The following is a 22,056-nucleotide window of genomic DNA, read 5'->3' on the forward strand; positions in this document are numbered from 1 at the left end:
GGTCGGCGGTGGAGGCGTTGTCGCTGGCCCAGGCGCGTCGCGTCGCGCTGGCCGCACAGGGGTTCACCGACCGGGCCCACGCCGTACCCACGATGCGGACGCTGGACCGGACGCTCGCCCGGACCGGGGTGCTGCAGGTGGACAGCGTCAACGTGCTGCAGCGGGCCCACTTCATGCCGCTCTACTCCCGGATGGGTCCCTACGACGTCGACCTGCTCCGCCGCGCGGGTGAGGGCCGCCCGCGCCGGCTGGTGGAGTACTGGGCGCACGTGCAGGCGCTGATGCCGGTTGACCTGTGGCCAGTGATGCAGCACCGGATGGACCACTACCGGGCACGCCAGTTCAAGTGGTGGAAGGACGTTCCGCACGACCTCCACGACGGGTTGCTCGCCGCGATCCGCGACAGCGGCCCGTCGACCGCGCGCGAGCTCGACACCGGCGCGCCCCGCGCCAAGGAGCACTGGGGCTGGAACTGGTCGCAGACCCGGATCGCCCTCGACTACCTCTACATGACCGGGGAGCTCGCGATCGCCGGGCGCAACAGCCAGTTCGAGATCCGCTACGACCTGCCCGAGCGGGTGCTCCCGGCATCGGTGCTCGCGCTGCCGACGCCGACGCCCGAGGAGGCCCACGTCGAGCTGGTACGCCGAGCGGCCCGCAGCCACGGCGTGGCCACCGCGAAGGACCTCGCCGACTACTACCGGATGTCGGTCGCCGACACGACGCGCGCCCTGGTGACCCTGATCGGGTCCGGCGAGGTCGAGGAGGTAAGGGTGGAGGGCTGGCGCCGCCCGGCGTACCTCCACAGCGCGGCGCGCCTCCCGCGCCGCGTCGGGGCGCGAGCGTTGCTCAGCCCGTTCGACCCGGTGGTGTGGGAGCGGGCGCGCACCGAGGCGCTGTTCGACTTCCACTACCGGATCGAGATCTACACGCCCGCCCACAAGCGCGTGCACGGCTACTACGTGCTGCCGTTCCTGCTGGGTGACCGGGTCGTGGCTCGGGTCGACCTCAAGGCCGACCGGCCCCGGCGCGTGCTCCGTGTCCAGGGCGCGTACGCCGAGCCCGCCGCTCCTCCCGACACCGCCGAGCAGCTGCGGGCCGAGCTGCAGCGGCTCGCCGGCTGGCTCGACCTCGACGACGTGGTCGTGGCGCGGCGCGGCGACCTGGCGCCGGCGCTGGGGGCATCGCGATGATCAGCTGGCTGACGGCGTTCCTGGACGGTGCTCCCGGCACGGCCGACGCGTCGTGGGCGTTCTGGGCGGCCGCGACCGGCAGCCGGATCTCACCCACGCGAGGCGAGCGCGACGAGTTCGCGACGCTGGTGCCTCCCTCCGGAGACGCCCACCTCCGGCTGCAACGGATCGACGCCGGGGCTGCCGGGCTCCACCTCGACCTGCACGTCGACGACCCGCGCGCGGCTGCCGACGCCGCGGTCGCGCTCGGCGCGGACGAGGTGGCCGACCGCGGCTACGTCGTGCTCCGGAGCCCCGGCGGTCTGGCGTTCTGCCTCGTGCCGGCCGGCGAGGAGTCGCAGCGCGCCGCCGCGCCGATCTGGCCGGACGGCCACTCCTCGCTGGTCGACCAGGTCTGCCTCGACATCCCTGCGCCGGCGTACGACGCGGAGGTGGGGTTCTGGGCCGCCCTCACCGGTTGGGCCGACCAGCCCACCGATCTGGCGGAGTTCCGCTCCCTGGTGCGGCCGCGGGAGCAGCCCCTGCGCCTGCTCCTGCAGCGGCTCGGGCCCGACGACCCGTCGACGACGGTGCGTGCCCACCTCGACCTCGCCACCACCGACCGGCCCGCCGAGGTCGCCCGCCTGGTCGGCCTGGGTGCGCGGCGGGTGAGGGACGGCGAGAGCTGGACGGTCCTCGCCGACCCGACCGGGCGAGTCTTCTGCGTCACCGACCGTCAGCCGTAGAGGCGGTCCAGGACGTCGGCGTACTTCGCGTGCACGACTCGGCGCTTCAGCTTGAGGGTGGGCGTGAGCTCCTCGGACTCGGCGGTCCACTCCACCGGGAGCAGCTCCCAGGCCTTGACCTGCTCGGGGCGGGAGAGCTTCGCGTTCGCCGCGTCGACGGCCGCCTGCGCCACGGCCAGGAGAGCGGGGTGCTGGGCGAGCTCGGCCAGCGACAGCCCGGCGGGAAGGCCCAGCTGGGCGGCCACCAGCGGGGCGATCTCGGCGTCGAGGGTGAGGATGGCGACGACGTACGGACGTCCCTCGCCGAAGACCAGCGCGTGGCCGAGGATCGGGCTCTCCTTGAGGTGGTTCTCGATGTTGGAGGGCGCGATGTTCTTGCCGGTGGAGGTGATGATCAGCTCCTTCTTGCGGTCCACGACCGAGAGGAAGCCGTCCTCGTCGATGACACCGATGTCGCCGGTGTGCACCCAGCCGTCGGGGTCGATCAGGTCCGCCGTGGCAGCAGGAAGCCGGTAGTAGCCGCGCGAGGCCACCGGCCCGCGCGCGAGGATCTCGCCGTCGTCGGCCAGGGAGATCTCGATGCCAGGCAGTGGCCGGCCGACGGTCCCCAACCGGAAGGAGGCCGGCCCGCCGGCCGTCACCGCCGCGCAGGTCTCGGTCATCCCGTAGACGTCGTAGATCCGCATGCCGAGCCCCGCGAAGAACCGCGCGACCTCGAGCGGCATCGGTGCGGCGGCCGATGCCGCCCACGCGCAGCGGTCCAGGCCGAGCAGGGCGCGGAGGAAGCCGAGCAGGGCGGCGTCGACGGCCTCAAAACGGGCGGTCAGCTCGGCGGAAGGGGAGTGCCCGAGCTGCTGGGCCTCGACGTACTCCAGGCCGGTGGCGAGCGCGGCATCGATCTGGGCGCGCTTCTCCGGGTCCTGCTCGGCGGCGAGCCGCGCCGTGATGCCGGTCTTGATCTTCTCCCAGACCCGCGGCACCCCGAAGAACCGTGTCGGCCGGACCTCCGCGAGGGCACCGAGCAGGTGCGCGGGGTCGGCGATCAGGTGGATCTCGCCGCCGATGACCTGCGGGATGTACATGCCGAGCATCCGCTCGGCGATGTGCGCGAACGGCAGGTAGGAGATGAAGACGATGTCGCCCGTGGCGCCCGCAGCCTCGAGCGAGCAGGCGGCCTCGTAGAGCACCGCGTGGTGGGTGAGCACGACGCCCTTGGGGTCGCCGGTGGTGCCGGAGGTGTAGAGGATCGTCACCGCATCGTCAGGACCTACGCCGGCCACGCGCTCGGCCACGGCCGAGGGGTTCGTCGCGGCGGACCCCCAGCCCGCCGCGACGAAGTCCTCCCAGCGGACGAACCGCTCGTCGCCGGCTGGCGGCTCGGCGTCGATCAGCACGACCGTGTGCAGCGAGGAGCTCTCGGCGAGCGCCCGTTCCCACCGCGCCAGGTGGTCGGCGGTCTCGAGCACGACCACGGTCGGCTCGCTGTGCCCGGCGACGAAGGCGACCTGGTCGACCGACAGGGTGTTGTAGACCGACATCGTGACGGCGCCGGCGTGCATCGCGCCGAGGTCGGCGACCACGTGCTCGATCCGGTTGCCGCACATGAACGCGACCCGGTCGCCGGCCGCGACGCCCGCGTCGATCAGCGCCGCAGCCACCGCCTCGGCCTGTCCGGCCAGCTCGCGCCAGGTCAGCGACCGCCACCCCGGGGCGTAGCCGGCGCTCAGGTCGAGGCCGACCTTGTCGGCATACGCCATCGTGTCGCCGCGCTCGGCGACCGTGCGGGCGAACGCCGCGGGCAGCGTGTCGCCGGCGATGGACGCCTCGATCCGGGCGCGGGTGTCGAGGGTGTCGGTCATGGGGCTTCCTCTCGGTTCACTGACGGGGGACGTTGGCCGAGCCGCGTGCCTGGGTGCCGGCCGGCGGGTCGGTGCACCGCTCGTCCAGCAGCGGCGGGCGCCGGCTCAGGTCGTACAGGTCGCGCTGGTGCATCGGGGAGTAGACGCAGTTCTTCAGGATCTTGGGCACGAGCAGGACGCGTCCGCTGCCGCCGCGGGTGCTGCCGGCCATGGCAACGGCCTGCAGCGGCGCCCAGTCCAGCCAGGTGTTGAGGCCGCGGAGGTGGCGCGCCGACATCACCGCGAGCGGGAGCGCGCGGTCGAGCAGCGCGACGAGGGTGGTGCGGTTCGCGCGCCACCAGCGGTCGAGCCGGGGGAGCAGGTCCGTCGCGTTGACGACGGTACGCCGGATCGCGGGGGTCGCCGACCGGAGCGCAGCCGTCACGCGGGCCAGGGCGGCGGAGATCCGCCGGAGTGCGGGGCTCAGCACCACGCCGGTGGTCAGCGGCACCCGGGCCGTGCGGACCAGGTGGGTCAGCGTCGGCTCGAGGCGACGGAGCATCGCGAACCCCGACTCCAGGTCGATGGAGAGGGCCCGCAGGTCCACGTCGGAGCCGCTGAACACGCGCTGCGTCTCGTGCGCGATGGTCCGCACGTCGCGGACGTCGAGGTGACGCATCAGGGCCTGCGCGTCGACCAGGACCTGCGGCACGCTGACCGGGGTGGTGGTGTGGGCCAGCGACACGGTGTCGCCGTCGGCGTACAGGGGGCCGGTGGCGGACCTGGGCTGGATGTCGAGGTACTGCTCGCCGACGGCGGACAGGTCGAGCACCTTCATCGTGCTGTTGCGCGGGACCTCGACGCCCTTGTCGATGGAGACCTCCGCGACGACCCGTGCCCCGGTGGTGCGCCCCGACAGCCGCACGTCGGTGACCTCACCGATCCGCTGCCCGCGGTAGGTGACGACGGAGCCCTGGTGCAGGCCGGCGGCCTGGTCGAGCTCGACGGTCAGGTGGTAGGGGTGGTGGAACAGCGAGCCGCCCACGACGGTGTCGGCGACGTACACCGTGCCGGCGACGAGCACGGCCAGGATGAGCACCTGGGCCAGGTGGGCGCGACGCCTGACCCGGCGCGCTCCCGCGGCGGCGATGTCGGCGGGGTTGTTCACCTCTTCACGCCTCCGGTCCCGTTCTCGTACGCCGCCAGGGTGCTCGGGTCCAGCAGCAGGGTCAGGTCGAAGTTCGCGAAGTCGCCGGGTGCGGCCCGGTCGCTGCCCTTCGCGAAGGCGGCGAGGCCGGCCATCACGCCGTTGATGTCGCTGCTGCTGCCGAGCAGGGTGTGGAACACGGTGCGCAGCGACCCGAGCTGGCTGACGACGGCGGCGCGGGTGGCCTCGGTGAACGGCGTCGCCTGCAGCTCGAAGCGGCGGAGCGCGGCGAGGGTGCCCATCATCCGCACCCGCTGCCGGGAGAGGGTGCCGATGAGCCGGCTGAGGTCGGTGAGCGACGCGGTGATGGTGGGCAGGTCGCCGCGCAGCCGCCGGGTCAGCCGGTCCAGCGACCCGGTGAGCCGGTCGAGCGTGGGGAGCTGTCGGTTGAGCCCGGTCACCGCCGTGTCGAGTCGTGACAGCAGCGCCCGGACGGTGCCGGTGTGCCCGGTGAGGGCGACGTTGAGCTGCTTGATGATGGTCGAGATGTCGCCGAAGCTGCCGCCGGTCACGACTGTCGAGAGCGCGCTGAGGAGGTCCGACACGTCCGGCGCCTCGCTGGTGGCGGCGAGGGCGATCGTGCCTCCCGCGGGCAGGTAGCCGCCGGTGCGGCCCTGGCTGAGCTCCACGAACGACGTACCCATCGGCGCGGTGAGGCGGATCTCGGCGGTGCTCGTGCTGCGCAGGTGCACCGCGGTCGAGATGGCGACCTCGACGTCGGCGCGGTAGCCGTCGGCGGCCACCGACGTCACCTGCCCGACGGTGGCCCCCTCCAGCTTCACCGGGGCGTCGACGGGCAGGTTGAGCGCGTCGCCGAACTCCAGCCGCAAGGTGTACGTCGGCCCGCTGACCAGCTTCGGCATCGGGACGTCGGTGAGCGTGAGACCGCACCCCGAGCAGAGCGCGAGTGCGGCGACGACCAGGCCGAACACGCGCTTCACGGCGTGTTCCCGGGCAGTGAGTTGTAGAGGCCGTCGAGGATCCCGTCGAGCAGACCGGTGCCGTCGGGGTTGTCGAGCGCGTCGCAGAAGGCGGCGGCGCCGGGCAGGGCGGCGGCGAACAGCTGGCAGGTGTGCGCGCGGAACAGCGACGAGAACGGGCCGGCCGCGAACGAGAACTGCACCCGCAGCCGCTGCGTCTTCCAGTCGTAGGCCTGGGCGTAGTTCTGCGCCAGCGTGGGCATGTCGTCGAACGCCTCGGCCAGGGACGCCTGGTGCCGGCGCACGATCCCGACGATGTCGTCCACCCCGGCCAGGTCCTGGCCGAGGACGCCCGCGTTGCGGCGCAGGAAGGCGCTGCCCAGCACGGAGAGCCGGTCGAGCGCCTTCATCGTCGCGGCGATCTCGCCGCTCTGGCCGGCGAGCACGCCGAGGGTGGCGTCGGACTGCCGGGTGAACGTCCGGATCCGGCGGTCGCGACGGGCGAGCACGTCGACGAGGCCGCGCAGGTCGTTGCTGACCTGGGTCAGCGCGGCGTCCTTGGAGGTCAGTACCTGGAGGGCGCCCTGCCCGTTCGACAGCGCGGAGCGGAGGGCGGTGCCGTTGCCGCGGAGCGCCTTCGCAGTGGTCGCCAGCAGCGTCCCGAGACCGCTCCCGAGCGTTCCGCGGCCGGTCCGCAGGTTGCCGTTGAGCGCCTTGACCAGGTTGTCGATGGCGGTCGCGATCTCGTCGACGCCGGCCGGGGACCGGGTGTGCGCGGCGGTGATGTGGGCGCCGGACGCCAGGGTCGGTCCGCCGGTGTACGCCGGCCCGAGCTCGACGTACCGGTCGGTCACCAGGGACGACTGCAGGATCTCCGCGCCCGCGTCGGCGGGCACCTGGGTGCCGGGCTGCAGGTGCAGGACGACCCGCATCGACGCGCCGCGCGGCTCGACGTCGACCACGGTGCCGACCGGGACGCCGAGGTAGGTCACCTGGTTGCCGACGTACAGACCGGTGGTGTCGACGAAGTCGGCGGTGACGACGAGGTCGTCGCCCGGCGTACCACCGAGCCAACCGGCCACCCGCGCGCCCTGCAGCACGCCGCCGAGCAGCAGCAGCGCGACGACGCCCAGCACGACCCGGCGCCTCACGAGCACTTCTCCGGGGTGATCGAGCAGACCATGTCGTCGGGGAAGATCGCGTACGGCGCGTTGACGCCCAGCCACGGCCCGTCGCCGGCCGCATTGGTGAAGACCCGGATGGTCGGTCCGGCGAGGCGCAGCGTCTGGTCGATCTGGCGGCGGTGCCGGTCCAGCGTCGCCAGCACCCCGCGCAGGTCGCGCAGACCGGGCTCGAGCTGCGGCGCACTGGCGCGTACGACGGCGGTCAGCCCGGTCACGAAGCGGTGGGCCTGCCGCAGCATCTCCGCGAGCAGCGCGCGGCGTTGGTAGACGGTGGCCAGGACCTGGCCACCCTTGTCGAGGATCGCGTCGAAGTTGCGCGTCTGGCCGAGCACCAGGCGGGTGACCTGGTGGGTCGCGTTGAGCAGGGCGTCGAGCTGGCCCTCGTGGCTACGGACCAGGCGGGCCACGCCGCCGATCCCGGTCAGCGCGTCGTGCAGCTGGCCCGGGTCCACCGCCATCGACCGGCTGAGCACGGTCACGGCACGCTGCAGCACGGGCAGGTCGAGCTTCTCCACGTCCGGCACGCTGTCCAGCCAGAAGCGCTCGATCGGGTAGGTGTCGAGCGCGTGCGTGATCGCGATCGTGCCGCCGTCGGCGAGCGCCGGACCGGTCCCCGGAGCGAGCGACAGGTAGCGCTGGCCGAGGATCGAGAGCAGCTTGACCTCCGAGCGGCTGTCGCCCGTGATGCCGTCGGCGGCGGAGGAGGCGTCGAGGCGGAAGGCCACGTCGACCTGGTCGCGCACCGCCTTCACGGCGGTCACCCTGCCGACCTTGAGCCCCGCGACCCGGACCTCCGCGCCCGGCTTGAGGCCGGCGGCCGAGTGCAGCCGGACGTGGTACGTCGGCGCGCCCTGCAGCACGTGCACGGCCAGCGCGACGAGCCCGATCGCCACGACCGCGACGACCACCTGGAGGGGCCGGCCGAGCCGGCGTACGGAGGCGATCACCGGCACCTCGCGGAGTGGCGGTCGCCGGGGCCGACGTCGAGGGTCGTGCTCGTGCCCTTGAGCCGGATCCCGAGCGAGCACACGTAGACGTTGAGGTAGCTGCCGTAGTCGAGGGTGCGCAGGTAGGTGCGCAGCTGGGTCGGCAGTGCGCCGCCCGCGCCCACGACCTGGGAGCGGTGGAGCTGCAGCCAGCGCAACCACGCGGCGCTGAGCCGGGCGTCGTCCACGATGCTCGGGCCGGCCTGCTCGATCACCCGCGAGGTCTCCCGGCTGAGCCGGGCGAGGGAGTCGAGGCCGTCGGCGATCTGGCGCCGGTCGCCCGCCAGGCCGGTGCTCAGCCGCGCGAGCCCGCCGAGCAGCCGGGTGAAGGCCGCCCGGTGCTGGTCGGTGGCCTGCAGCACCGCGATCACGTTGTCGCTGACCCGGGTGAGCACCGCCTCGCGGTCGACCAGGCCATGGGTGAGGGCGGCGGTCTGCTGCAGCAGCACGCGCAGGGTCGGTCCCTCGCCCTGCAGCGCGCCGATGACGTTGGTCGCGAGCTGGTTGACGTCGGCCGGGTCGAGCAGGTCGAAGATCGGCCGGAACGCGTTGAACATCGCGGTCAGGTCGAGCGCCGGCCGTGTGTCCGCCACGGGGATCGTGGCGCCGTCGGTGAGGCGTCCGGCAGCGGCGCCGGTCGGCGGCTCCAGGGCGACGTACCGCTGGCCCATCATGTTGAGGTAGTCGATCGCGGCGATCGTGTTGCCCGCGATCCGCTGGTCCGACTGCACGTGCAGGGTCACGATCGCGAGGCCGCGCTGGTCGCCGGTGCCGAGGCGCGTGCCCGTCACCCGCCCGACGCGTACGCCGGCCAGGCGGACGTCGTCGCCGGCTCGCAACCCGGTCGCGTCCCGGAACACCGCCGTCACCGTCATCGTGTCGCCGCCCGCGCTGCGCGAGAGCGTGCCCGCCACCATCGAGGTGAGCAGCAGCGCCACGAGCGCGAAGAGCGCGACACCGAGCGTCGGGCCCTTGTGCCGGCGGAGCTCGCTGAGCTGGCGGCCCATCAGTGGGCCGCCTTCGGGCAGTCGGGTCCGGCGAGGTCGCCGTAGCGCGGGCAGTCGGCGGCGCCGTACGGGCTCATCATCTGGGGCGCGAGGACGCCCTCCATCTGGATCCGGCCGTTCTTCACCGCGGCCGCGCCGTTGCGCAGCAGGGACGGGACCTTCGCGAGCAGCGAGGCGAACGCGGGGTGCCGGTCGGCGAACGTCTGCAGCGTGGCCGCGGTCGCGTCCAGCAGGCGCGCGACGTCCGGGCCGTGCAGCGCCAGGAACGTGGTGATCCCGGTCGAACCGTCGAGCAGGCCGACGGTGTCGCCGAGGAGCGTGTCGGTGTCGTGGGCGTGCGCGACGAGGGTGCGGGCCAGCGGCCGGGACGCGCGCAGCGCCCGCACCAACTGCGGCTCGATCCCGTCGGCGGTGTCGGCGTCGGTCGCGAGCAGGTGGAGGTCGCGGATCACGGCGGGCTGCAGCTTCGTCCACCGGCCGAGCATCCTCTCGGCGTCGGCCATGAACCGGGCGATGTCGTCGCCCCGCCCCGCGAGGGCGCCGGCCAGCTGCGACAGCGCGGTGTCCCAATGGGACGGGTCGACCGCGGCGAGCAGGCGCTGGGTGGCCGCGAAGGTGTCCATCAGCCGCAGGGTGCGCGCCGACCGGTCCGCCGGTACGTCGACGCCGCTCGTCAGGTGGTCGGTCGTGGCCACTGCTCCGGAGCCGGCGGCCACCAGGTCGACGTACTCGTTGCCGAAGAGGGTGCCCGGCAGCACGCGTGCCCTCACCGCGGCGGGGATCTCGGCGGCGTCCCGCTGCTGCACCAGCACGACCGCAGTGGGGTCGTGCCGGGCGACGCCGGGGTCGACCGACACGACGCGGCCGACGCGCAGGCCGGCGTACTTCACGTCGGAGTTGATGCCCAGGGTGTCGCCGGTCGTGGGCAGGTGGACGGTGACGCGCACGTCGCCGGACATGATCCCGAGCGTCTCCATGCCGAGGACCCCGGTGACCCCACCGATCGCCACGGCGCCGACCACACCGACCGCGGCCAGCCGCAGCCGCAGGGCGCGGCGCGACAGCCGGGTGTGCGGGAAGAGGATGTCGGACATCGGTGAGGCCGCTCAGCCCGAGATCTGCACCTGCTGGTCCGCCCCCCACAGGGTCAGCGTCAGCAGGATGTCGACGACGGTCAGGGAGATGATGCTGGCCCGGATCGCGCGGCCGGTGGCGCGGCCGACGCCCTCGGGACCGCCGCTGGCCGTGTAGCCGTGGTAGCAGTGGATCAGCGTGACGACGGTGGTGAGGATGACGACCTTGATGCCGGAGTAGATGATGTCGACCGGCGCCACGAACGTGCGGAAGTAGTGGTCGTAGGTGCCGTGCGACTGGCCGTAGAAGGTGGTGACCATCAGGTCGGTGGCGACGTACGTGCCGACCAGCCCGATCAGGTAGAGCGGCAGCACGACGATCCAGGACGCGATCAGCCGGGTGCTGACCAGGTACGGGATGGGCCGGATCGCCATCGCCTCGAGGGCGTCGATCTCCTCACTGATCCGCATCGCACCGAGGCGCGAGGTGAACCCGCAGCCGATCCGCGCGGCGAAGCCGAGCGAGGCGATCATGGGGGCGAGCTCGCGGGTGTTGGCGTAGCCGGAGATGAAGCCGGTCAGGGGCGCGAGACCGATGACGTCGAGGCCCTGGTAGCCCTCCAGGCCGACCTCGGTCCCGGTCAGGGTCGAGAGCAGCAGCACCACGCCGACCACGCCGCCGCCGACCAGGAAGATGCCGGAGCCGAGCGCGACGTCGGACAGGATCCGGGAGATCTCGCCGCGGTAGCGGGTGACCGCGAGCGGGAGCGCGACGATCGCGCGCCACGCCAGCACGAGCTGGGCGCCGATGCTCGCCATCGGCGTGAGGACGACGTCCTCGAGGTCGTCGACGAGGGTGGCCGGTCGGGTCGCCGTCATCCGAGCGGCCCGCCGGAGAGGGTCGACTGGACCTGCGAGATCACGAAATTGGCCGCGAACAGCAGCACGAAGTTCGTGACCACCGAGCTGGTCACTGCCTCGCCCACCCCGGTCGGACCGCGCTGCGCGTTGAGCCCCTTGTACGACGCCACCACGGCGCAGATGACCGCGAAGACGGCCGCCTTGACCAGGGACAGCAGTAGGTCGGAGGTCTGCGCGAGCGTCGTCACCGACGCCAGGTAGCTGCCGGGCGGGAGGTTCTCCATCGCGACCGAGATGAGCAGCGTGGTGATGATCGTGAAGAACATGACCACGCCGTTGAGCAGCACGGAGACGGCCACGATCGCGAACATCCGCGGGACGACGAGGCGCTCGATCACGGGGAGGCCCATCACCTCGAGCGCGTCGATCTCGTCGCGGATCCGGCGCGAGCCGAGATCGGCACAGATCGCCGAGCCGGCGACGCCGGAGAGCATCAGCGCGGTGATGATGGGGGAGGCCTGCCGGATGACGGCGAGGGTGTTGCCCGCGCCGGTGAACGCGACCGCCCCCACCTCCTGGGCGAGCACTCCCACCTGGAGCGCCAGGATGATGCCGAACGGGATCGACACCGCGAGCGCCGGCAGCGTGCAGACGCGGATGGCGTACCAGGTCTGGACCACCGCCTCGGCCAGCGGGAAGCGGCCTCCGGCGATCGAGCGCCCGGTGGCGATCATCGTCCGCCGGGTGAAGCGCACCAGGCCGGTCACCTCGCCGAGCGGGCCGCGCAGGGCGGCCGGCACAGCGGGGCTGCCACCGGACATCGGCGTCTCCTTCGGGTGCTCGCGAGGCGGTCACGACGTTGACAGTGAGAACTGTCGTACTCAGTTGGAGTTTCGTCAACACTTTCCCGAGATCCGTCGGAAACGCGCGTGAAATCGGTAGTTGCGAGGTTTCGATGACAGCTCTACTGTGACAGTCATGAGTGCAGCGGTGCCGATCGAGAGCCCCCGTGGGGAGGTGTCGGACGGCGCCGGGATGACCGTCGACGAGCTCGCGGCCGCGGCCGGCCTGACGGTGCGCACGACCCGCTACTACGCCAGCCTCGGGCTGATCCAGCCGCCGCAACGGCGCGGTCGTGTGGCCTGGTACGGCGCCACCCACCTGGCCCGACTGGAGATGATCCGCGCGCTGCAGGAGCACGGCTTCACGCTGCAGGCCATCGAGGGCTACATGGGCTCGATCCCGGCCGACGCGACGCTGGAGGACCTGGCCGTGCAGCGCGCGATGCTGACCTCCTGGACGCTGCCCGGTCCGCGGGACCTGTCGCGGCGCCAGCTCGAGCAGCACGCGAAGCGGCGGTTGTCCGACGACGAGCTCGAGATGGCCGTCGAGTGGGGGATCGTCCGGGTCGTCGAGACCGAGAAGGGCGCCCGCTACACGCCGATCCAGGGCTTCGACGTCGGCGTCCGGGTCCTCGACCTGGACATCCCGGTGGACGGCATGCGCCAGGCCGGCCGGGCGATCACCCGTTCCATGGCGCAGCTCGCGCACGAGCTGTCCGACATCATGCGCGACCAGGTCTTCGAGCCCTACCGCTCCTCGACGCACGCGCGCGGCGACGTCGAGCACTTCGAGCACACCGTGGCGATGCTCCGGCAGCTCACCCTCGACGCCATCGTCGGCGCGTTCCAGCGCTCCACCAACGACCTGGTCGCCCGCTCGATCCAGCGTCGCTGACCCGCATCACCCGAGAGGACCCCCATGGACTTCGACCTCCCCGAGTCCGCGCTCGCCGTGCGCGAGGGCGTGGCCGCCGTGGCCGCCAAGTACGACCACGCGTACTGGTCGCGCTGCGAGGAGGAGCACCGCTTCCCGCAGGAGGTCTTCGACGACCTCGGCGCCGGCGGCTGGTTCGGCCTGTGCATCCCTGAGGAGTACGGCGGGGGCGGGCAGGGCCTGCTCGAGCTCGCCGTCGCCAACATGACGCTGTGCGCGTCCGGTGGTGTGGCGGGCACCTTCTTCTACGTGACCACGCCCGGCTTCGGCGCGATGACGCTGACCCGGCACGGCACGGAGGAGCAGAAGCAGCGCATCCTCCCCGGTCTCGCGGACGGGTCGATCCAGTTCTGCCTGGCGCTCACCGAGCCCGACGCGGGCTCCAACGCGATCGAGATCACGACCTCCGCTCGCCTCGACGAGAACACCGGCGACTACCTGGTCAAGGGCCAGAAGGTGTGGATCTCCAACGTGGAGAACGCCGACTGGATGGTGGCGGTCACCCGCACCGTCCCGGCCGCCGACACCCGCGAGCACGGCCTGTCCCGCACGGCGGGCCTCACGCTGTTCCTCGTCGACGTGAAGCAGGCGATCGCCGACGGGACGCTCTCCTTCACCCCGATCCCGAAGATGGGCAGCAACATCCTCGCCTCGAGCCAGGTGTTCTTCGACGACGTACGCGTGCCTGCGGAGAACGTGCTGGGCCGGGTCGACGAGGGCTTCGGCGTGCTCTGGGACGTCCTCAACCCCGAGCGCATCCTGGCCGCCTCCGGCGGGATCGGTACGGCGGACGCCGCGCTGCGGATCGCCTGCGACTACGCCTCCGAGCGGGAGGTGTTCGGCCGCCCGATCGGGGCCAACCAGGGGTTGCAGTTCCCGCTCGCGCAGATCAAGGCGAAGACCGAGCTCGGCCGGCTGATGACCTACCAGGCGGCGTGGCTGTTCGACCAGGGCCGGCCGTGCGGCAACGAGGCCAACATCGCGAAGCTGACCGGTGCGCAGGTCGGCTGGGAGGCCGCGAACCAGGCGTTCCAGACGCTGGGCGGCATGGCCTACTCCAAGGAGTACCCGGTCGAGCGGATCTTCCGCGACGCCCGGATCGCCAAGAACATCCCCGTCGCCGAGGAGCTGGTGCTCGCCCACATCGGCACCGCGATGCTCGGCCTGCCGAAGTCGTACTGATGATGACCGCCGACGACCAGCGCACCTGGGCCGGCCGCACCATGGCGGAGCGGCAGGAGGACCGGCGTACCCGGCTGCTCGAGGCGGGCATCGCCCTCATCGCCGAGGGCGGGGGACAGGCCGTGAGCGTGCGCGCCGCCTGCCGTGAGTCCGGGCTGACCTCCCGTTACTTCTACGAGCAGTTCGCCGACCGCGACGAGTTCGTGGTCGCGGTCTTCCGGTCGGTGGCCGAGGAGTGCGGCGTGGCGGTGGCGAACGCCGTGGCCGAGGTCGCCGACGCCGCCGAGGTGGCGCCCGCGGCCGTCGACGCGGTCGTGGGCCTCGCGCTCGACGACCCCGCCAAGGGCCAGGTCCTGTTCGTCGCCCCGCTCACCGATCCGGCGCTGTTCGCCGCGCGCGACGAGTGGTTCCCGGTCGTGGCGCACATGATCGCCGACCAGATCCCGGCGCGGGACGACGACGAGGTGCGGGCGCTGAAGTCCGCGAGCCTGGTGGGTGCGCTGGGGCACGACTTCTACCTCTACGTGAGCGGCCGCCTCGACGTACCCCGTGAGGTGTTCGTGGCCCACTGCGTCGACCTGCTCACCACGATCGCGCTGATGAGGCACCATGACTGATCCGAGGACCCTGATGAGCACCGAGCCCGTCGAGATGCGGGACTACTGGGACGGCATCACGGCCCTGTACGCCGGCAGCGCCAACGTCGCGCTGCAGATGCTCGGTGCGCCGGGGGTGGCCTACGGCGTCATGGAGTCGAAGGTCGAGAGCGGCCGGATCGACAAGCACCCGTTCAAGCGCGGTCGCACCACGCTCACCTACCTCGCCGTCGCCGTGCTCGGCACCGACGTCGACCGGGCGGCGTACCGCGAGGCGGTCAACAGCTCGCACCGCCACGTGCACTCCACCCCCGAGAGCCCGGTGAAGTACAACGCCTTCTCGCCGGACCTGCAGCTGTGGGTCGCGGCCTGCCTGTACTTCGGCATCGTCGACACCTGGGAGAAGCTGCACGGCCCGCTCCCCGACGAGCTCGCGGACCGGATCTACGCGCAGATGGAGGTCCTCGGCACGACGCTGCAGGTGCGGCCGGGCATGTGGCCGGCCTCCCGTGCCGCGTTCCGCGAGTACTTCGAGGGACGGCTCGTCGACGCCGACATCGACGGCCCCACCCGGGACTTCGTGCGGATGCTCTACCGCTTCGAGATGTTCCCCGTCTGGGTGTGGCCGCTGGCGCGGTTCCTGCAGTTCATGAACGTCGGCTTCACCCCGCCCCTGCTGCGCGAGAAGCTCGGCTTCCGCTGGACGCGCCGCCACCAGAAGGCCTTCGACCTCGTCTGCAGCACCACGGGTGCGGTGAACCGTCGGCTCCCGCGGCTGGTGCGGAACCTGCCGTTCAACCTCTACCTGTGGGACGTACGGCGGAGGATCCGGGCGGGGAAGCCGCTGGTCTGACTGTCTCTGCGGGGCTGGTGCGGGCGGCCGCATCGTAGCCCGTCGTGCCCCGGCGTCAAGGGTGCCTTCGGCATCGCTGCGCGACGCCTGCGGCGCCCTTGACCCCGGGTCCCTCACGACGGGCTTGGACGGCGCGGAGTCGGCACGGGCTTCGCCCGCGCCGCCGCTTCGCGGCCGCCACAAAACATGCTCTGACCTGGGATGATGCTTGTGGAAACGCTCGATAGTCTGTTCGATCACTGGTATCATTGGAGGTAGTTGATCAAGTTGTATCTCGGGAGTCTCGATGGCCGTGGAACAGGTGCTCTGCCACCCGATCCTCGCCTGCGCCCGAGACCTCGAGAAGGCCCTGAGCTCCGTCGCGGAGATGCCGGCCGACTACCTCCGCACCCGCGACAAGGAAGAGGCCCTGCTGCGGCTCGCGCGGGCCGAAGCAGAGCTGGCCGAGCTCCGTCTCCGTGTCCTCGCCGCCGCTACTGATGTGGCCGAGGAGCACGCTGCCCGCGACGCCGGAACCTGGTACGCCCACGCCACCCGCACCACCGCGACCGCCGCACGTGCCGACCTCCACCTCGCCCGCGACCTGATCGCGCACCCGCTCACCGCGGCCGCCATGCGCACGGGCCAGGTCAACCAGGCGCAGGCGCGGGTCATCATCCGCTCGATCGAGAGGCTGTCCGACCAGGTCGACGACCTCACCAAGACCCGCGCCGAGAAGCACCTCATCAAGCTCGCCCAGACCTACGACCCCCGCGACCTGCGGGTCCTCGGAACCAAGATCCTCGAAGTCGTCGCCCCCGACATCGCCGAGGCCGAGCTCGGCAAGGCACTGGAGCGTGAGGAACAAGCAGCCCGCGACAAGTGCTCGGTGAAGCTCCAACGCCGTGGCGACGGGACCACGAAGATCACCGCCCTGGTCCCCGACTCGATCGCCGAGCGGCTCACCACCTACCTCGATGCCGAGGACTCACCCCGCGTGACGAAGTCCCGCAGCCGTGGTGAGGCGTTCTGCCGATTCCTCGAAGTGCTCGACCCGAGCCGGCTGCCCGACCACGGTGGTGACGCCACGGCCGTGATCGTGACCGTCTCCTACGAGGCCCTGGTCGACGATCTCGGGTCCGCGATGCTGGGGAGCACGGTCATCTCGGCGAGCGAGGCACGCCGCCTGGCCTGCACCGCCAAGATCATCCCCGCCGTCCTCGGCGGGAAGAGCGAGGTCCTCGACCTGGGTCGGGGTCGACGTCGCTATGCGCCCCATCAGCGCAAGGCCATGTGTCTGCGGGACAAACGCTGCCGCGCGGAGGGCTGCTCGATTCCGGCGGCCTGGACTGAGGCGCACCATCTGAAGCCGTGGTCCGAAGGCGGCAGAACAGACCTCGCCGACGGCGTGCTGCTGTGCTCGCACCACCATCATCGGGCGCACGACACCCGGTACTCGATGACCAAGCTGGCCTCGGGCGACTTCCGGTTCCACCGCAGGACGTGAGGGTCGGACGCCTACGGGCTATGGGTCGAGTGACCCATAGTCGGTAGCGGCGCGACCACCGCCGGCCGGCCCCGAGAGCATGGCGCCGGGTCTCGTGTCGGTTGCTGCGCTACCGCCTCGACCAGCGGCGCGGTCGAGCGCACCCCCGTGGCGGCCGCGTAGCGGCGGCGCGGGCGAAGCCCGTGCCGACTCCGCGCCGTACAAGCCGACCGGTAAGGACCCGCGGTCAAGGATCGCGAAGCGACCGCGCAGCGGGGCCGAAGGCGTCCTTGACGGCGGGGACCGGTCGGCTACGGTGCGGCCGCCAAGGACCAGCCCCGAGAGCGACCTCAGTAGAGCTGGCAGTAGACATTCGCGGGCACCGTCTGATGTGCCGCGACGGTGATCTTGCCCTCGGAGGAGCAGGCGTCGCGCTTGCCGGCGCGGCTCAGGTAGCCCGGCGAAGTCCCGAGGACGGTGTACGTCCCTGGTGGGACGTCGAGCGACCACGAGCCGTCTGATTCGGTGCGGGCGAGCTGTTCGAAGGAGCGATCGTCGTTGAGGACGTGCAGCCACCCGAAGTGGGGCTGCGGGCTTCCCGGCGCAGGCCCGCCGACCCAGGACAAGGTGCCGGTGAGTCTGGCCGTCGACGGAAGCTTTCCGTGGTCGTAGACCACGACGGTGCTGCCGATGCGTGCCGGCGTTCCCATCGCGGGGTCGGTGGTCACCGGCGCCCACATGCTGCCCGTGGTGGCCGCTCGTACCTCGGCCTGGAAGCCCGCTGCCTCCAGCGCGGAGACGACGCGATCGGTCGTCATGTCGCCCGTCGTCGGGTCCGGTCGTCCGACGGGGATCGCTCGCCAATCCGGCGGCAACGTCGCGTGGACGGTGGCGCCGCTGGCGTTCAGGCTGCGGGCCTGCCCACTGCTGATCGTGACGTGGCGAGGAACCGGTTGCAGCGGCAGGGCACAGGTGAAGGCGTGCCGCAGCAGCTCGGTGTCCAGGACCGTGACGAAGGGTGTGCCAGGGCCGCCACACACGCGGTTCGGGAACACCGGCCATGAGGCCGGCACCGCAACGACCTGGCGCCCGACGCCTACCCACTTCGTGCCGGAGGGCGGAGTCGGCAGGCTCGTCGAGACCGACGGCGCCTCCGGACGCTCGACCCACCGGAGGACACCGACCCCGCCGATGACGAGCAGGCAGGCGAGGACCGCCCCCACCACCGTCGTACGACGCCGGCTGCGCCGGACGGCCCGGCCGCGTGCGAGGAGCTCGGCCAGCGGAGGATCGGCCGGGGACACGTCCGCCACGGACCGCTCCAGCAGCTCGCTCAGGATCTCGTCACTCATCGGTGTCCTTCCCGCAGCTCGGCCAGGTCCGGACTCGCGGCCAGGGCGGAGAGCGCTCGCGAGAGCCGGCTCTTCACCGTCCCGGGCGCGACCCCGGTGACGGAGGCGATCTGCTGCTCGGTGAGATGCAGGTAGTGGCGGAGGACCACGGCCTCGCGCTGGGCGGTCGGCAGCTGAGCGAGCGCCCGGGACACGGCGTCGGCGTCGTCGACCGACGAGGTGGCATCGGCGACTTCGCGCTCGGGTGGCTCAGCGGTCGCGCGCTCGCCCCACCAGCGTCGCCGCCGGCTCTGGCGCAGCAGGTTGAGCTGGAGCTTCGCGACGTACGCGTCCCGGTCCGTGGCGCGGGCGACTGCGGCCCACTTCACGTAGCAGCGCAGCAGCGTCTGCTGCGCCAGGTCCTCGGCGGTCGCGGCGTCGCAGCCCAGCAGGACGCCCGTGCGCACGAGGGCAGGCCAGCGGGCGGCGGCGTACTCGCTGAAGGCGGCGTCGGTGTCCATCACTCCTTCCGATGATCGAGGCCAGACCCGAAGGTTCCGCAGCCGAAGAAAGGAAGTGGGCGCCCTCCGGGCGGCGCCAGTAGCATGGAAACCTCCCCGCCCCGACCAAGAAAGACCCGATGACCGACCAACCCCGCACCCCGTCCGTGACCCGGCACGTCGTGGTGATCCCCAACAGCATCGACATGGTCGGCCTGCTCGGGCCCGGCGACGAGCACCTCGGTCTCATCGAGCGGACCTTCGGCGTCGAGGTCCACGTGCGCGGCAACCGGATCACCCTGGTCGGCGAGGCGTCCGAGGTCTCGCTCGCGGAGAAGGTGATGGACGAGTCCGTCGCGCTGCTGCGCACCGGCCAGGGCCTCTCGACCGAGACCGTGGAGCGGATCGCGTCGATGCTGCGCGCCGAGCAACCGGAGCGCCCGGCCGATGTGCTGTCTGTCAACATCCTGAGCAACCGCGGGCGGTCGATCCGGCCCAAGACCCTCAACCAGAAGCGGTACGTCGAGACCATCGACAACCACACGATCACCTTCGGCATCGGCCCCGCGGGCACCGGAAAGACCTACCTCGCGATGGCGAAGGCCGTGCAGGCGCTCAACGCCAAGCAGGTCAACCGGATCATCCTGACCCGCCCGGCCGTCGAGGCCGGCGAGCGGCTCGGCTACCTGCCCGGCACCCTGAGCGAGAAGATCGACCCCTACCTGCGACCGTTGTACGACGCGCTCCACGACATGCTCGACCCGGAGTCGATCCCGAAGCTGATGGCCGCCGGCACCATCGAGGTCGCGCCACTGGCGTACATGCGGGGCCGGACGTTGAACGACTCGTTCATCATCCTCGACGAGGCGCAGAACACCACGCCCGAGCAGATGAAGATGTTCCTGACCCGCCTCGGGTTCGGCTCCAAGATCGTGGTGACCGGCGACGTCACCCAGGTCGACCTGCCCACGGGCACCAGGTCCGGCCTGCGCATCGTCGAGGAGATCCTCGAGGACATCGAGGACCTCGCGTTCGTGCGGCTGACCGCCCACGACGTGGTGCGGCACAAGCTGGTCGGCCGGATCGTCGCGGCGTACGACGAGCACGACGCCCTCGTCCAGGCCAAGCAGGACAAGCAGCGCAAGCAGGCCGAGCGAAGGGTCACGCGGGACAAGTGAGCATCGAGATCATCGACGAGTCCGGCACCGGCCTCGACGCCCGGCACTTCGAGCGGCTCGCCCGCTTCGTCATGGACAGGATGCGCGTCCACCCGCAGGCCGAGCTGTGCATCAAGGCCGTGGACGAGGACACCATCGCCCAGCTCAACGAGCAGTGGATGGAGAAGGAGGGCCCGACCGACGTGCTCGCCTTCCCGATGGACGAGCTGCGGCCCGGCATGGTCGACGAGGAGCCCGAGGAGGGCGTGCTCGGCGACCTCATCCTCTGCCCGGTCGTGGCCGAGCGGCAGGGCGCGGAGGCCGGTCACGGCACCCTCGCCGAGCTCGAGCTGCTCACCACCCACGGCATCCTGCACCTGCTCGGCTACGACCACGCCGAGCCCGAGGAGCACAAGGAGATGTTCGGGCTGCAGGACCGGCTGCTCGTCGAGTGGCGCGCGCAGTAGCCGATGGCCACCGGTGATCTCTGGCGGCTCGGTGCGGCGGCCCTGCTGGTCGTCCTCGCCGGGCTGCTGACCGCGGCCGGCGCCGCCCTCGGTTCCTTCTCCAAGGCGCGCGCCCACGAGCTCCTCGGCGAGGCGCGGCCTGGCGCGAAGCGGCTCGTCGCCGTCCTCGACGACGCCCCGCGCCACCTCAACACCGCGCTCCTGCTGGAGCTGCTCTACGAGATCACCGCCACCGTCCTGGTGACGGTGGTGATCCTCGGCGAAGGCCGCACCACCGCCCTGCACGTCCTCGCCGCGGTCGCGGTGATGCTGGTCGTCTCGTTCGTCGTCATCGGTGTCGGCCCGCGCACGGTCGGCCGCCAGCACGCCGAGCGCGTCGCGCTGGCCAGCGCCTGGCCGCTCTCCGCGCTCACGGCGGTGCTCGGCCCGATCCCCAAGCTGCTCATCCTGGTCGGCAACGCGATCACCCCGGGCCAGGGCTTCCGCGAGGGGCCGTTCTCCACCGAGACCGAGCTGCGCGAGCTCGTCGACATGGCCGAGGCCACCGACGTGATCGAGGCCGACGAGCGCAAGATGATCCACTCGGTCTTCGAGTTCGGTGACACCACGGTCCGCGAGGTCATGGTGCCGCGCGGTGACGTCGTCTACATCGAGACCCACAAGAACCTGCGCCAGACGATGTCGCTGTTCTTGCGCTCCGGCTTCTCCCGGGTGCCGGTGATCGGCGAGAACCTCGACGACGTGCGCGGCATCGCCTACCTGAAGGACGTCGTACGACGCGACTTCGAGGCGCCCGACGTCGAGCTGACCCAGAAGGTCGAGGAGATCATGCGCCCGGCCCACTGGGTGCCGGAGTCCAAGCCCGTCGACGACCTGCTGCGCGAGATGCAGGCCCGGCACCAGCACGTGGCCGTGGTGATCGACGAGTACGGCGGGACCGCCGGCCTGATCACCATCGAGGACCTCCTCGAGGAGATCGTCGGCGAGATCACCGACGAGTACGACCAGGCCGAGGCCGAGCCGGAGCCCATGCCCGACGGCTCGATCCGGGTGTCCTCGCGCTTCCCGGTCGACGACCTCGAGGAGCTCGTCGGCATCGATGTCGAGGAGGAGGACGTCGACTCGGTGGGCGGCCTGCTCACCAAGCACCTCGGGCGGGTGCCGATCGCCGGGGCGTCGGTCGAGGCGCACGGGCTCAGGTTCGAGGCCGAGCAGGTCGCGGGCCGGCGCAACCGGATCGGCACGGTGCTCATCACCCGGCTGACCGACGCCGACGACCAGGCGGGATGATCGACCCATGTCGGATCTCTCCGCCGAGGACAAGAAGCTCGTCACCCTCGCCCGTGCCACGCGCGCCCGGATCCAGGCGGCCGAGGGGGCCGCGGTCCGCGACACCGACGGCCGGACCTACGCCGCTGCCACGGTCTCGCTGGCCTCGCTGCAGCTGAGCGCGGTGCAGGCGGTGGTCGCGATGGCGGTCGCCTCCGGGTCCACCGGTGTCGACGCGTGCGTGCTGCTCGGGGACGTCGGCGACGTGACCGACGGCGACGTCGCGATCCTCACCGAGTTCGCGGGCCCGTCGGGGGTCGTGGTGCACACCGGCGACCCGCGCGGTCAGATCGGCGCGTCCACAACCCTCTAGCCTCGATCTTTCGTGTGGCCGGCTGAGGATGGTTTCGGTGTAGGGCGGTTCGTTCGGTAGCAGTAGCGCGCGTGTGATCGCCGGCGCTGGGGC

Annotated in this window: 22 protein-coding genes; 11 read left to right on the forward strand and 11 right to left on the reverse strand. The window is 71.8% G+C overall.

The features are described 5' to 3' along the window. The first annotated feature begins 8 nt into the window (after positions 1-8). Positions 9-1,193, forward strand: coding sequence for a winged helix-turn-helix domain-containing protein (locus tag ACYVAQ_RS01620; RefSeq protein WP_460786683.1), 1,185 nt, complete (start codon positions 9-11; stop codon positions 1,191-1,193). Next, entirely contained in the window at positions 1,190-1,918 is a 729-nt protein-coding gene (locus tag ACYVAQ_RS01625; protein WP_460786684.1) for a VOC family protein, read from the forward strand. Before ACYVAQ_RS01620 ends, ACYVAQ_RS01625 begins: the two co-directional genes overlap by 4 nt. Here the strand turns inward: ACYVAQ_RS01625 and ACYVAQ_RS01630 are convergent. Genes ACYVAQ_RS01630 through ACYVAQ_RS01670 form a run of 9 tightly spaced genes read right to left on the reverse strand, consistent with a single transcriptional unit; the run spans position 1,909 to position 11,815 of the window. Further along, positions 1,909-3,777, reverse strand: a complete 1,869-nt coding sequence (locus tag ACYVAQ_RS01630; RefSeq protein WP_460786685.1) for an AMP-dependent synthetase/ligase — start codon at positions 3,775-3,777, stop codon at positions 1,909-1,911. The two genes, ACYVAQ_RS01625 and ACYVAQ_RS01630, sit on opposite strands and share 10 nt — an antisense overlap. A gap of 16 nt (positions 3,778-3,793) precedes the next feature. Next, on the reverse strand, positions 3,794-4,924 hold the full coding sequence (locus ACYVAQ_RS01635; RefSeq protein WP_460786686.1) for an MlaD family protein: 1,131 nt from the start codon (positions 4,922-4,924) through the stop codon (positions 3,794-3,796). Beyond that, positions 4,921-5,904 carry an MCE family protein gene (locus ACYVAQ_RS01640; protein WP_460786687.1) on the reverse strand — a complete coding sequence of 328 codons (984 nt, stop codon included), beginning with the start codon at positions 5,902-5,904 and terminating at the stop codon, positions 4,921-4,923. Before ACYVAQ_RS01640 ends, ACYVAQ_RS01635 begins: the two co-directional genes overlap by 4 nt. Then, positions 5,901-7,034 (reverse strand): MCE family protein, encoded by a 1,134-nt coding sequence (locus ACYVAQ_RS01645; protein ID WP_460786688.1) that lies wholly within the window; start codon positions 7,032-7,034, stop codon positions 5,901-5,903. The genes ACYVAQ_RS01640 and ACYVAQ_RS01645 overlap by 4 nt, the downstream gene beginning before the upstream one ends. After that, on the reverse strand, positions 7,031-8,014 hold the full coding sequence (locus tag ACYVAQ_RS01650) for an MlaD family protein (protein ID WP_460786689.1): 984 nt from the start codon (positions 8,012-8,014) through the stop codon (positions 7,031-7,033). The genes ACYVAQ_RS01645 and ACYVAQ_RS01650 overlap by 4 nt, the downstream gene beginning before the upstream one ends. After that, a complete protein-coding gene (locus tag ACYVAQ_RS01655; RefSeq protein WP_460786690.1) occupies positions 8,011-9,060 on the reverse strand; it encodes an MCE family protein in 1,050 nt (349 codons plus the stop codon). The genes ACYVAQ_RS01650 and ACYVAQ_RS01655 overlap by 4 nt, the downstream gene beginning before the upstream one ends. Continuing rightward, the gene (locus ACYVAQ_RS01660) at positions 9,060-10,154 is read right to left on the reverse strand and encodes an MCE family protein (RefSeq protein ID WP_460786691.1); all 1,095 of its coding nucleotides are present in this window, start codon (positions 10,152-10,154) and stop codon (positions 9,060-9,062) included. The genes ACYVAQ_RS01655 and ACYVAQ_RS01660 overlap by 1 nt, the downstream gene beginning before the upstream one ends. A gap of 12 nt (positions 10,155-10,166) precedes the next feature. Continuing rightward, on the reverse strand, positions 10,167-11,012 hold the full coding sequence (locus ACYVAQ_RS01665; RefSeq protein WP_460786693.1) for an MlaE family ABC transporter permease: 846 nt from the start codon (positions 11,010-11,012) through the stop codon (positions 10,167-10,169). Beyond that, positions 11,009-11,815 carry an MlaE family ABC transporter permease gene (locus ACYVAQ_RS01670; RefSeq protein WP_460786694.1) on the reverse strand — a complete coding sequence of 269 codons (807 nt, stop codon included), beginning with the start codon at positions 11,813-11,815 and terminating at the stop codon, positions 11,009-11,011. The genes ACYVAQ_RS01665 and ACYVAQ_RS01670 overlap by 4 nt, the downstream gene beginning before the upstream one ends. A 157-nt stretch (positions 11,816-11,972) precedes the next feature. Between ACYVAQ_RS01670 and ACYVAQ_RS01675 the strand changes: the two genes are divergently transcribed. The 5 genes from ACYVAQ_RS01675 (at position 11,973) to ACYVAQ_RS01695 (ending at position 16,887) form a co-directional block, all read left to right on the forward strand. Further along, positions 11,973-12,731, forward strand: coding sequence for a MerR family transcriptional regulator (locus ACYVAQ_RS01675; RefSeq protein ID WP_460786695.1), 759 nt, complete (start codon positions 11,973-11,975; stop codon positions 12,729-12,731). Between the two features lie 24 nt (positions 12,732-12,755). Then, positions 12,756-13,952, forward strand: a complete 1,197-nt coding sequence (locus tag ACYVAQ_RS01680; RefSeq protein WP_460786696.1) for an acyl-CoA dehydrogenase family protein — start codon at positions 12,756-12,758, stop codon at positions 13,950-13,952. Then, complete coding sequence (locus ACYVAQ_RS01685) at positions 13,952-14,569, forward strand: TetR family transcriptional regulator (protein ID WP_460786697.1); 618 nt, start codon at positions 13,952-13,954, stop codon at positions 14,567-14,569. The genes ACYVAQ_RS01680 and ACYVAQ_RS01685 overlap by 1 nt, the downstream gene beginning before the upstream one ends. Beyond that, on the forward strand, positions 14,562-15,401 hold the full coding sequence (locus ACYVAQ_RS01690; RefSeq protein WP_460786698.1) for an oxygenase MpaB family protein: 840 nt from the start codon (positions 14,562-14,564) through the stop codon (positions 15,399-15,401). Before ACYVAQ_RS01685 ends, ACYVAQ_RS01690 begins: the two co-directional genes overlap by 8 nt. Before the next feature lie 286 nt (positions 15,402-15,687). After that, positions 15,688-16,887: an HNH endonuclease signature motif containing protein gene (locus ACYVAQ_RS01695; protein WP_460786699.1), complete on the forward strand. Its 1,200-nt coding sequence runs from the start codon at positions 15,688-15,690 to the stop codon at positions 16,885-16,887. 329 nt (positions 16,888-17,216) lie between these two features. Here ACYVAQ_RS01695 and ACYVAQ_RS01700 read toward each other — a convergent pair whose 3' ends face one another. Both ACYVAQ_RS01700 and ACYVAQ_RS01705 read right to left on the reverse strand, forming a co-directional pair. Next, entirely contained in the window at positions 17,217-18,218 is a 1,002-nt protein-coding gene (locus ACYVAQ_RS01700; RefSeq protein WP_460786700.1) for a PASTA domain-containing protein, read from the reverse strand. Continuing rightward, complete coding sequence (locus tag ACYVAQ_RS01705; protein ID WP_460786701.1) at positions 18,215-18,718, reverse strand: SigE family RNA polymerase sigma factor; 504 nt, start codon at positions 18,716-18,718, stop codon at positions 18,215-18,217. The genes ACYVAQ_RS01700 and ACYVAQ_RS01705 overlap by 4 nt, the downstream gene beginning before the upstream one ends. A gap of 119 nt (positions 18,719-18,837) precedes the next feature. On the opposite strand from ACYVAQ_RS01705, the gene ACYVAQ_RS01710 reads away from it, so the two are divergent. Genes ACYVAQ_RS01710 through ACYVAQ_RS01725 form a run of 4 tightly spaced genes read left to right on the forward strand, consistent with a single transcriptional unit; the run spans position 18,838 to position 21,963 of the window. Then, complete coding sequence (locus ACYVAQ_RS01710; protein WP_460786702.1) at positions 18,838-19,875, forward strand: PhoH family protein; 1,038 nt, start codon at positions 18,838-18,840, stop codon at positions 19,873-19,875. Beyond that, positions 19,872-20,321: an rRNA maturation RNase YbeY gene (gene ybeY / locus ACYVAQ_RS01715; protein ID WP_460786703.1), complete on the forward strand. Its 450-nt coding sequence runs from the start codon at positions 19,872-19,874 to the stop codon at positions 20,319-20,321. The genes ACYVAQ_RS01710 and ybeY overlap by 4 nt, the downstream gene beginning before the upstream one ends. A gap of 3 nt (positions 20,322-20,324) precedes the next feature. After that, entirely contained in the window at positions 20,325-21,611 is a 1,287-nt protein-coding gene (locus tag ACYVAQ_RS01720) for a hemolysin family protein (protein ID WP_460786704.1), read from the forward strand. A gap of 7 nt (positions 21,612-21,618) precedes the next feature. Beyond that, on the forward strand, positions 21,619-21,963 hold the full coding sequence (locus tag ACYVAQ_RS01725) for a cytidine deaminase (RefSeq protein WP_460786705.1): 345 nt from the start codon (positions 21,619-21,621) through the stop codon (positions 21,961-21,963). Positions 21,964-22,056: the final 93 nt, after the last annotated feature.

This window comes from Nocardioides maradonensis (assembly GCF_054777115.1).

Bases quoted from the DNA above. Each gene is read 5' to 3' on its own strand.
- ACYVAQ_RS01710 (WP_460786702.1), top strand. From the start codon at position 18,838: ATGACCGACCAACCCCGCACCCCGTCCGTGACCCGGCACGTCGTGGTG.
- ACYVAQ_RS01660 (WP_460786691.1), bottom strand. From the start codon at position 10,154: ATGTCCGACATCCTCTTCCCGCACACCCGGCTGTCGCGCCGCGCCCTG.
- ACYVAQ_RS01725 (WP_460786705.1), top strand. From the start codon at position 21,619: ATGTCGGATCTCTCCGCCGAGGACAAGAAGCTCGTCACCCTCGCCCGT.
- ACYVAQ_RS01690 (WP_460786698.1), top strand. From the start codon at position 14,562: ATGACTGATCCGAGGACCCTGATGAGCACCGAGCCCGTCGAGATGCGG.
- ACYVAQ_RS01670 (WP_460786694.1), bottom strand. From the start codon at position 11,815: ATGTCCGGTGGCAGCCCCGCTGTGCCGGCCGCCCTGCGCGGCCCGCTC.
- ACYVAQ_RS01685 (WP_460786697.1), top strand. From the start codon at position 13,952: ATGATGACCGCCGACGACCAGCGCACCTGGGCCGGCCGCACCATGGCG.
- ACYVAQ_RS01630 (WP_460786685.1), bottom strand. From the start codon at position 3,777: ATGACCGACACCCTCGACACCCGCGCCCGGATCGAGGCGTCCATCGCC.
- ACYVAQ_RS01700 (WP_460786700.1), bottom strand. From the start codon at position 18,218: ATGAGTGACGAGATCCTGAGCGAGCTGCTGGAGCGGTCCGTGGCGGAC.
- ACYVAQ_RS01705 (WP_460786701.1), bottom strand. From the start codon at position 18,718: ATGGACACCGACGCCGCCTTCAGCGAGTACGCCGCCGCCCGCTGGCCT.
- ACYVAQ_RS01625 (WP_460786684.1), top strand. From the start codon at position 1,190: ATGATCAGCTGGCTGACGGCGTTCCTGGACGGTGCTCCCGGCACGGCC.
- ACYVAQ_RS01695 (WP_460786699.1), top strand. From the start codon at position 15,688: ATGGCCGTGGAACAGGTGCTCTGCCACCCGATCCTCGCCTGCGCCCGA.
- ACYVAQ_RS01655 (WP_460786690.1), bottom strand. From the start codon at position 9,060: ATGGGCCGCCAGCTCAGCGAGCTCCGCCGGCACAAGGGCCCGACGCTC.
- ACYVAQ_RS01680 (WP_460786696.1), top strand. From the start codon at position 12,756: ATGGACTTCGACCTCCCCGAGTCCGCGCTCGCCGTGCGCGAGGGCGTG.
- ACYVAQ_RS01665 (WP_460786693.1), bottom strand. From the start codon at position 11,012: ATGACGGCGACCCGACCGGCCACCCTCGTCGACGACCTCGAGGACGTC.
- ACYVAQ_RS01675 (WP_460786695.1), top strand. From the start codon at position 11,973: ATGAGTGCAGCGGTGCCGATCGAGAGCCCCCGTGGGGAGGTGTCGGAC.
- ACYVAQ_RS01720 (WP_460786704.1), top strand. From the start codon at position 20,325: ATGGCCACCGGTGATCTCTGGCGGCTCGGTGCGGCGGCCCTGCTGGTC.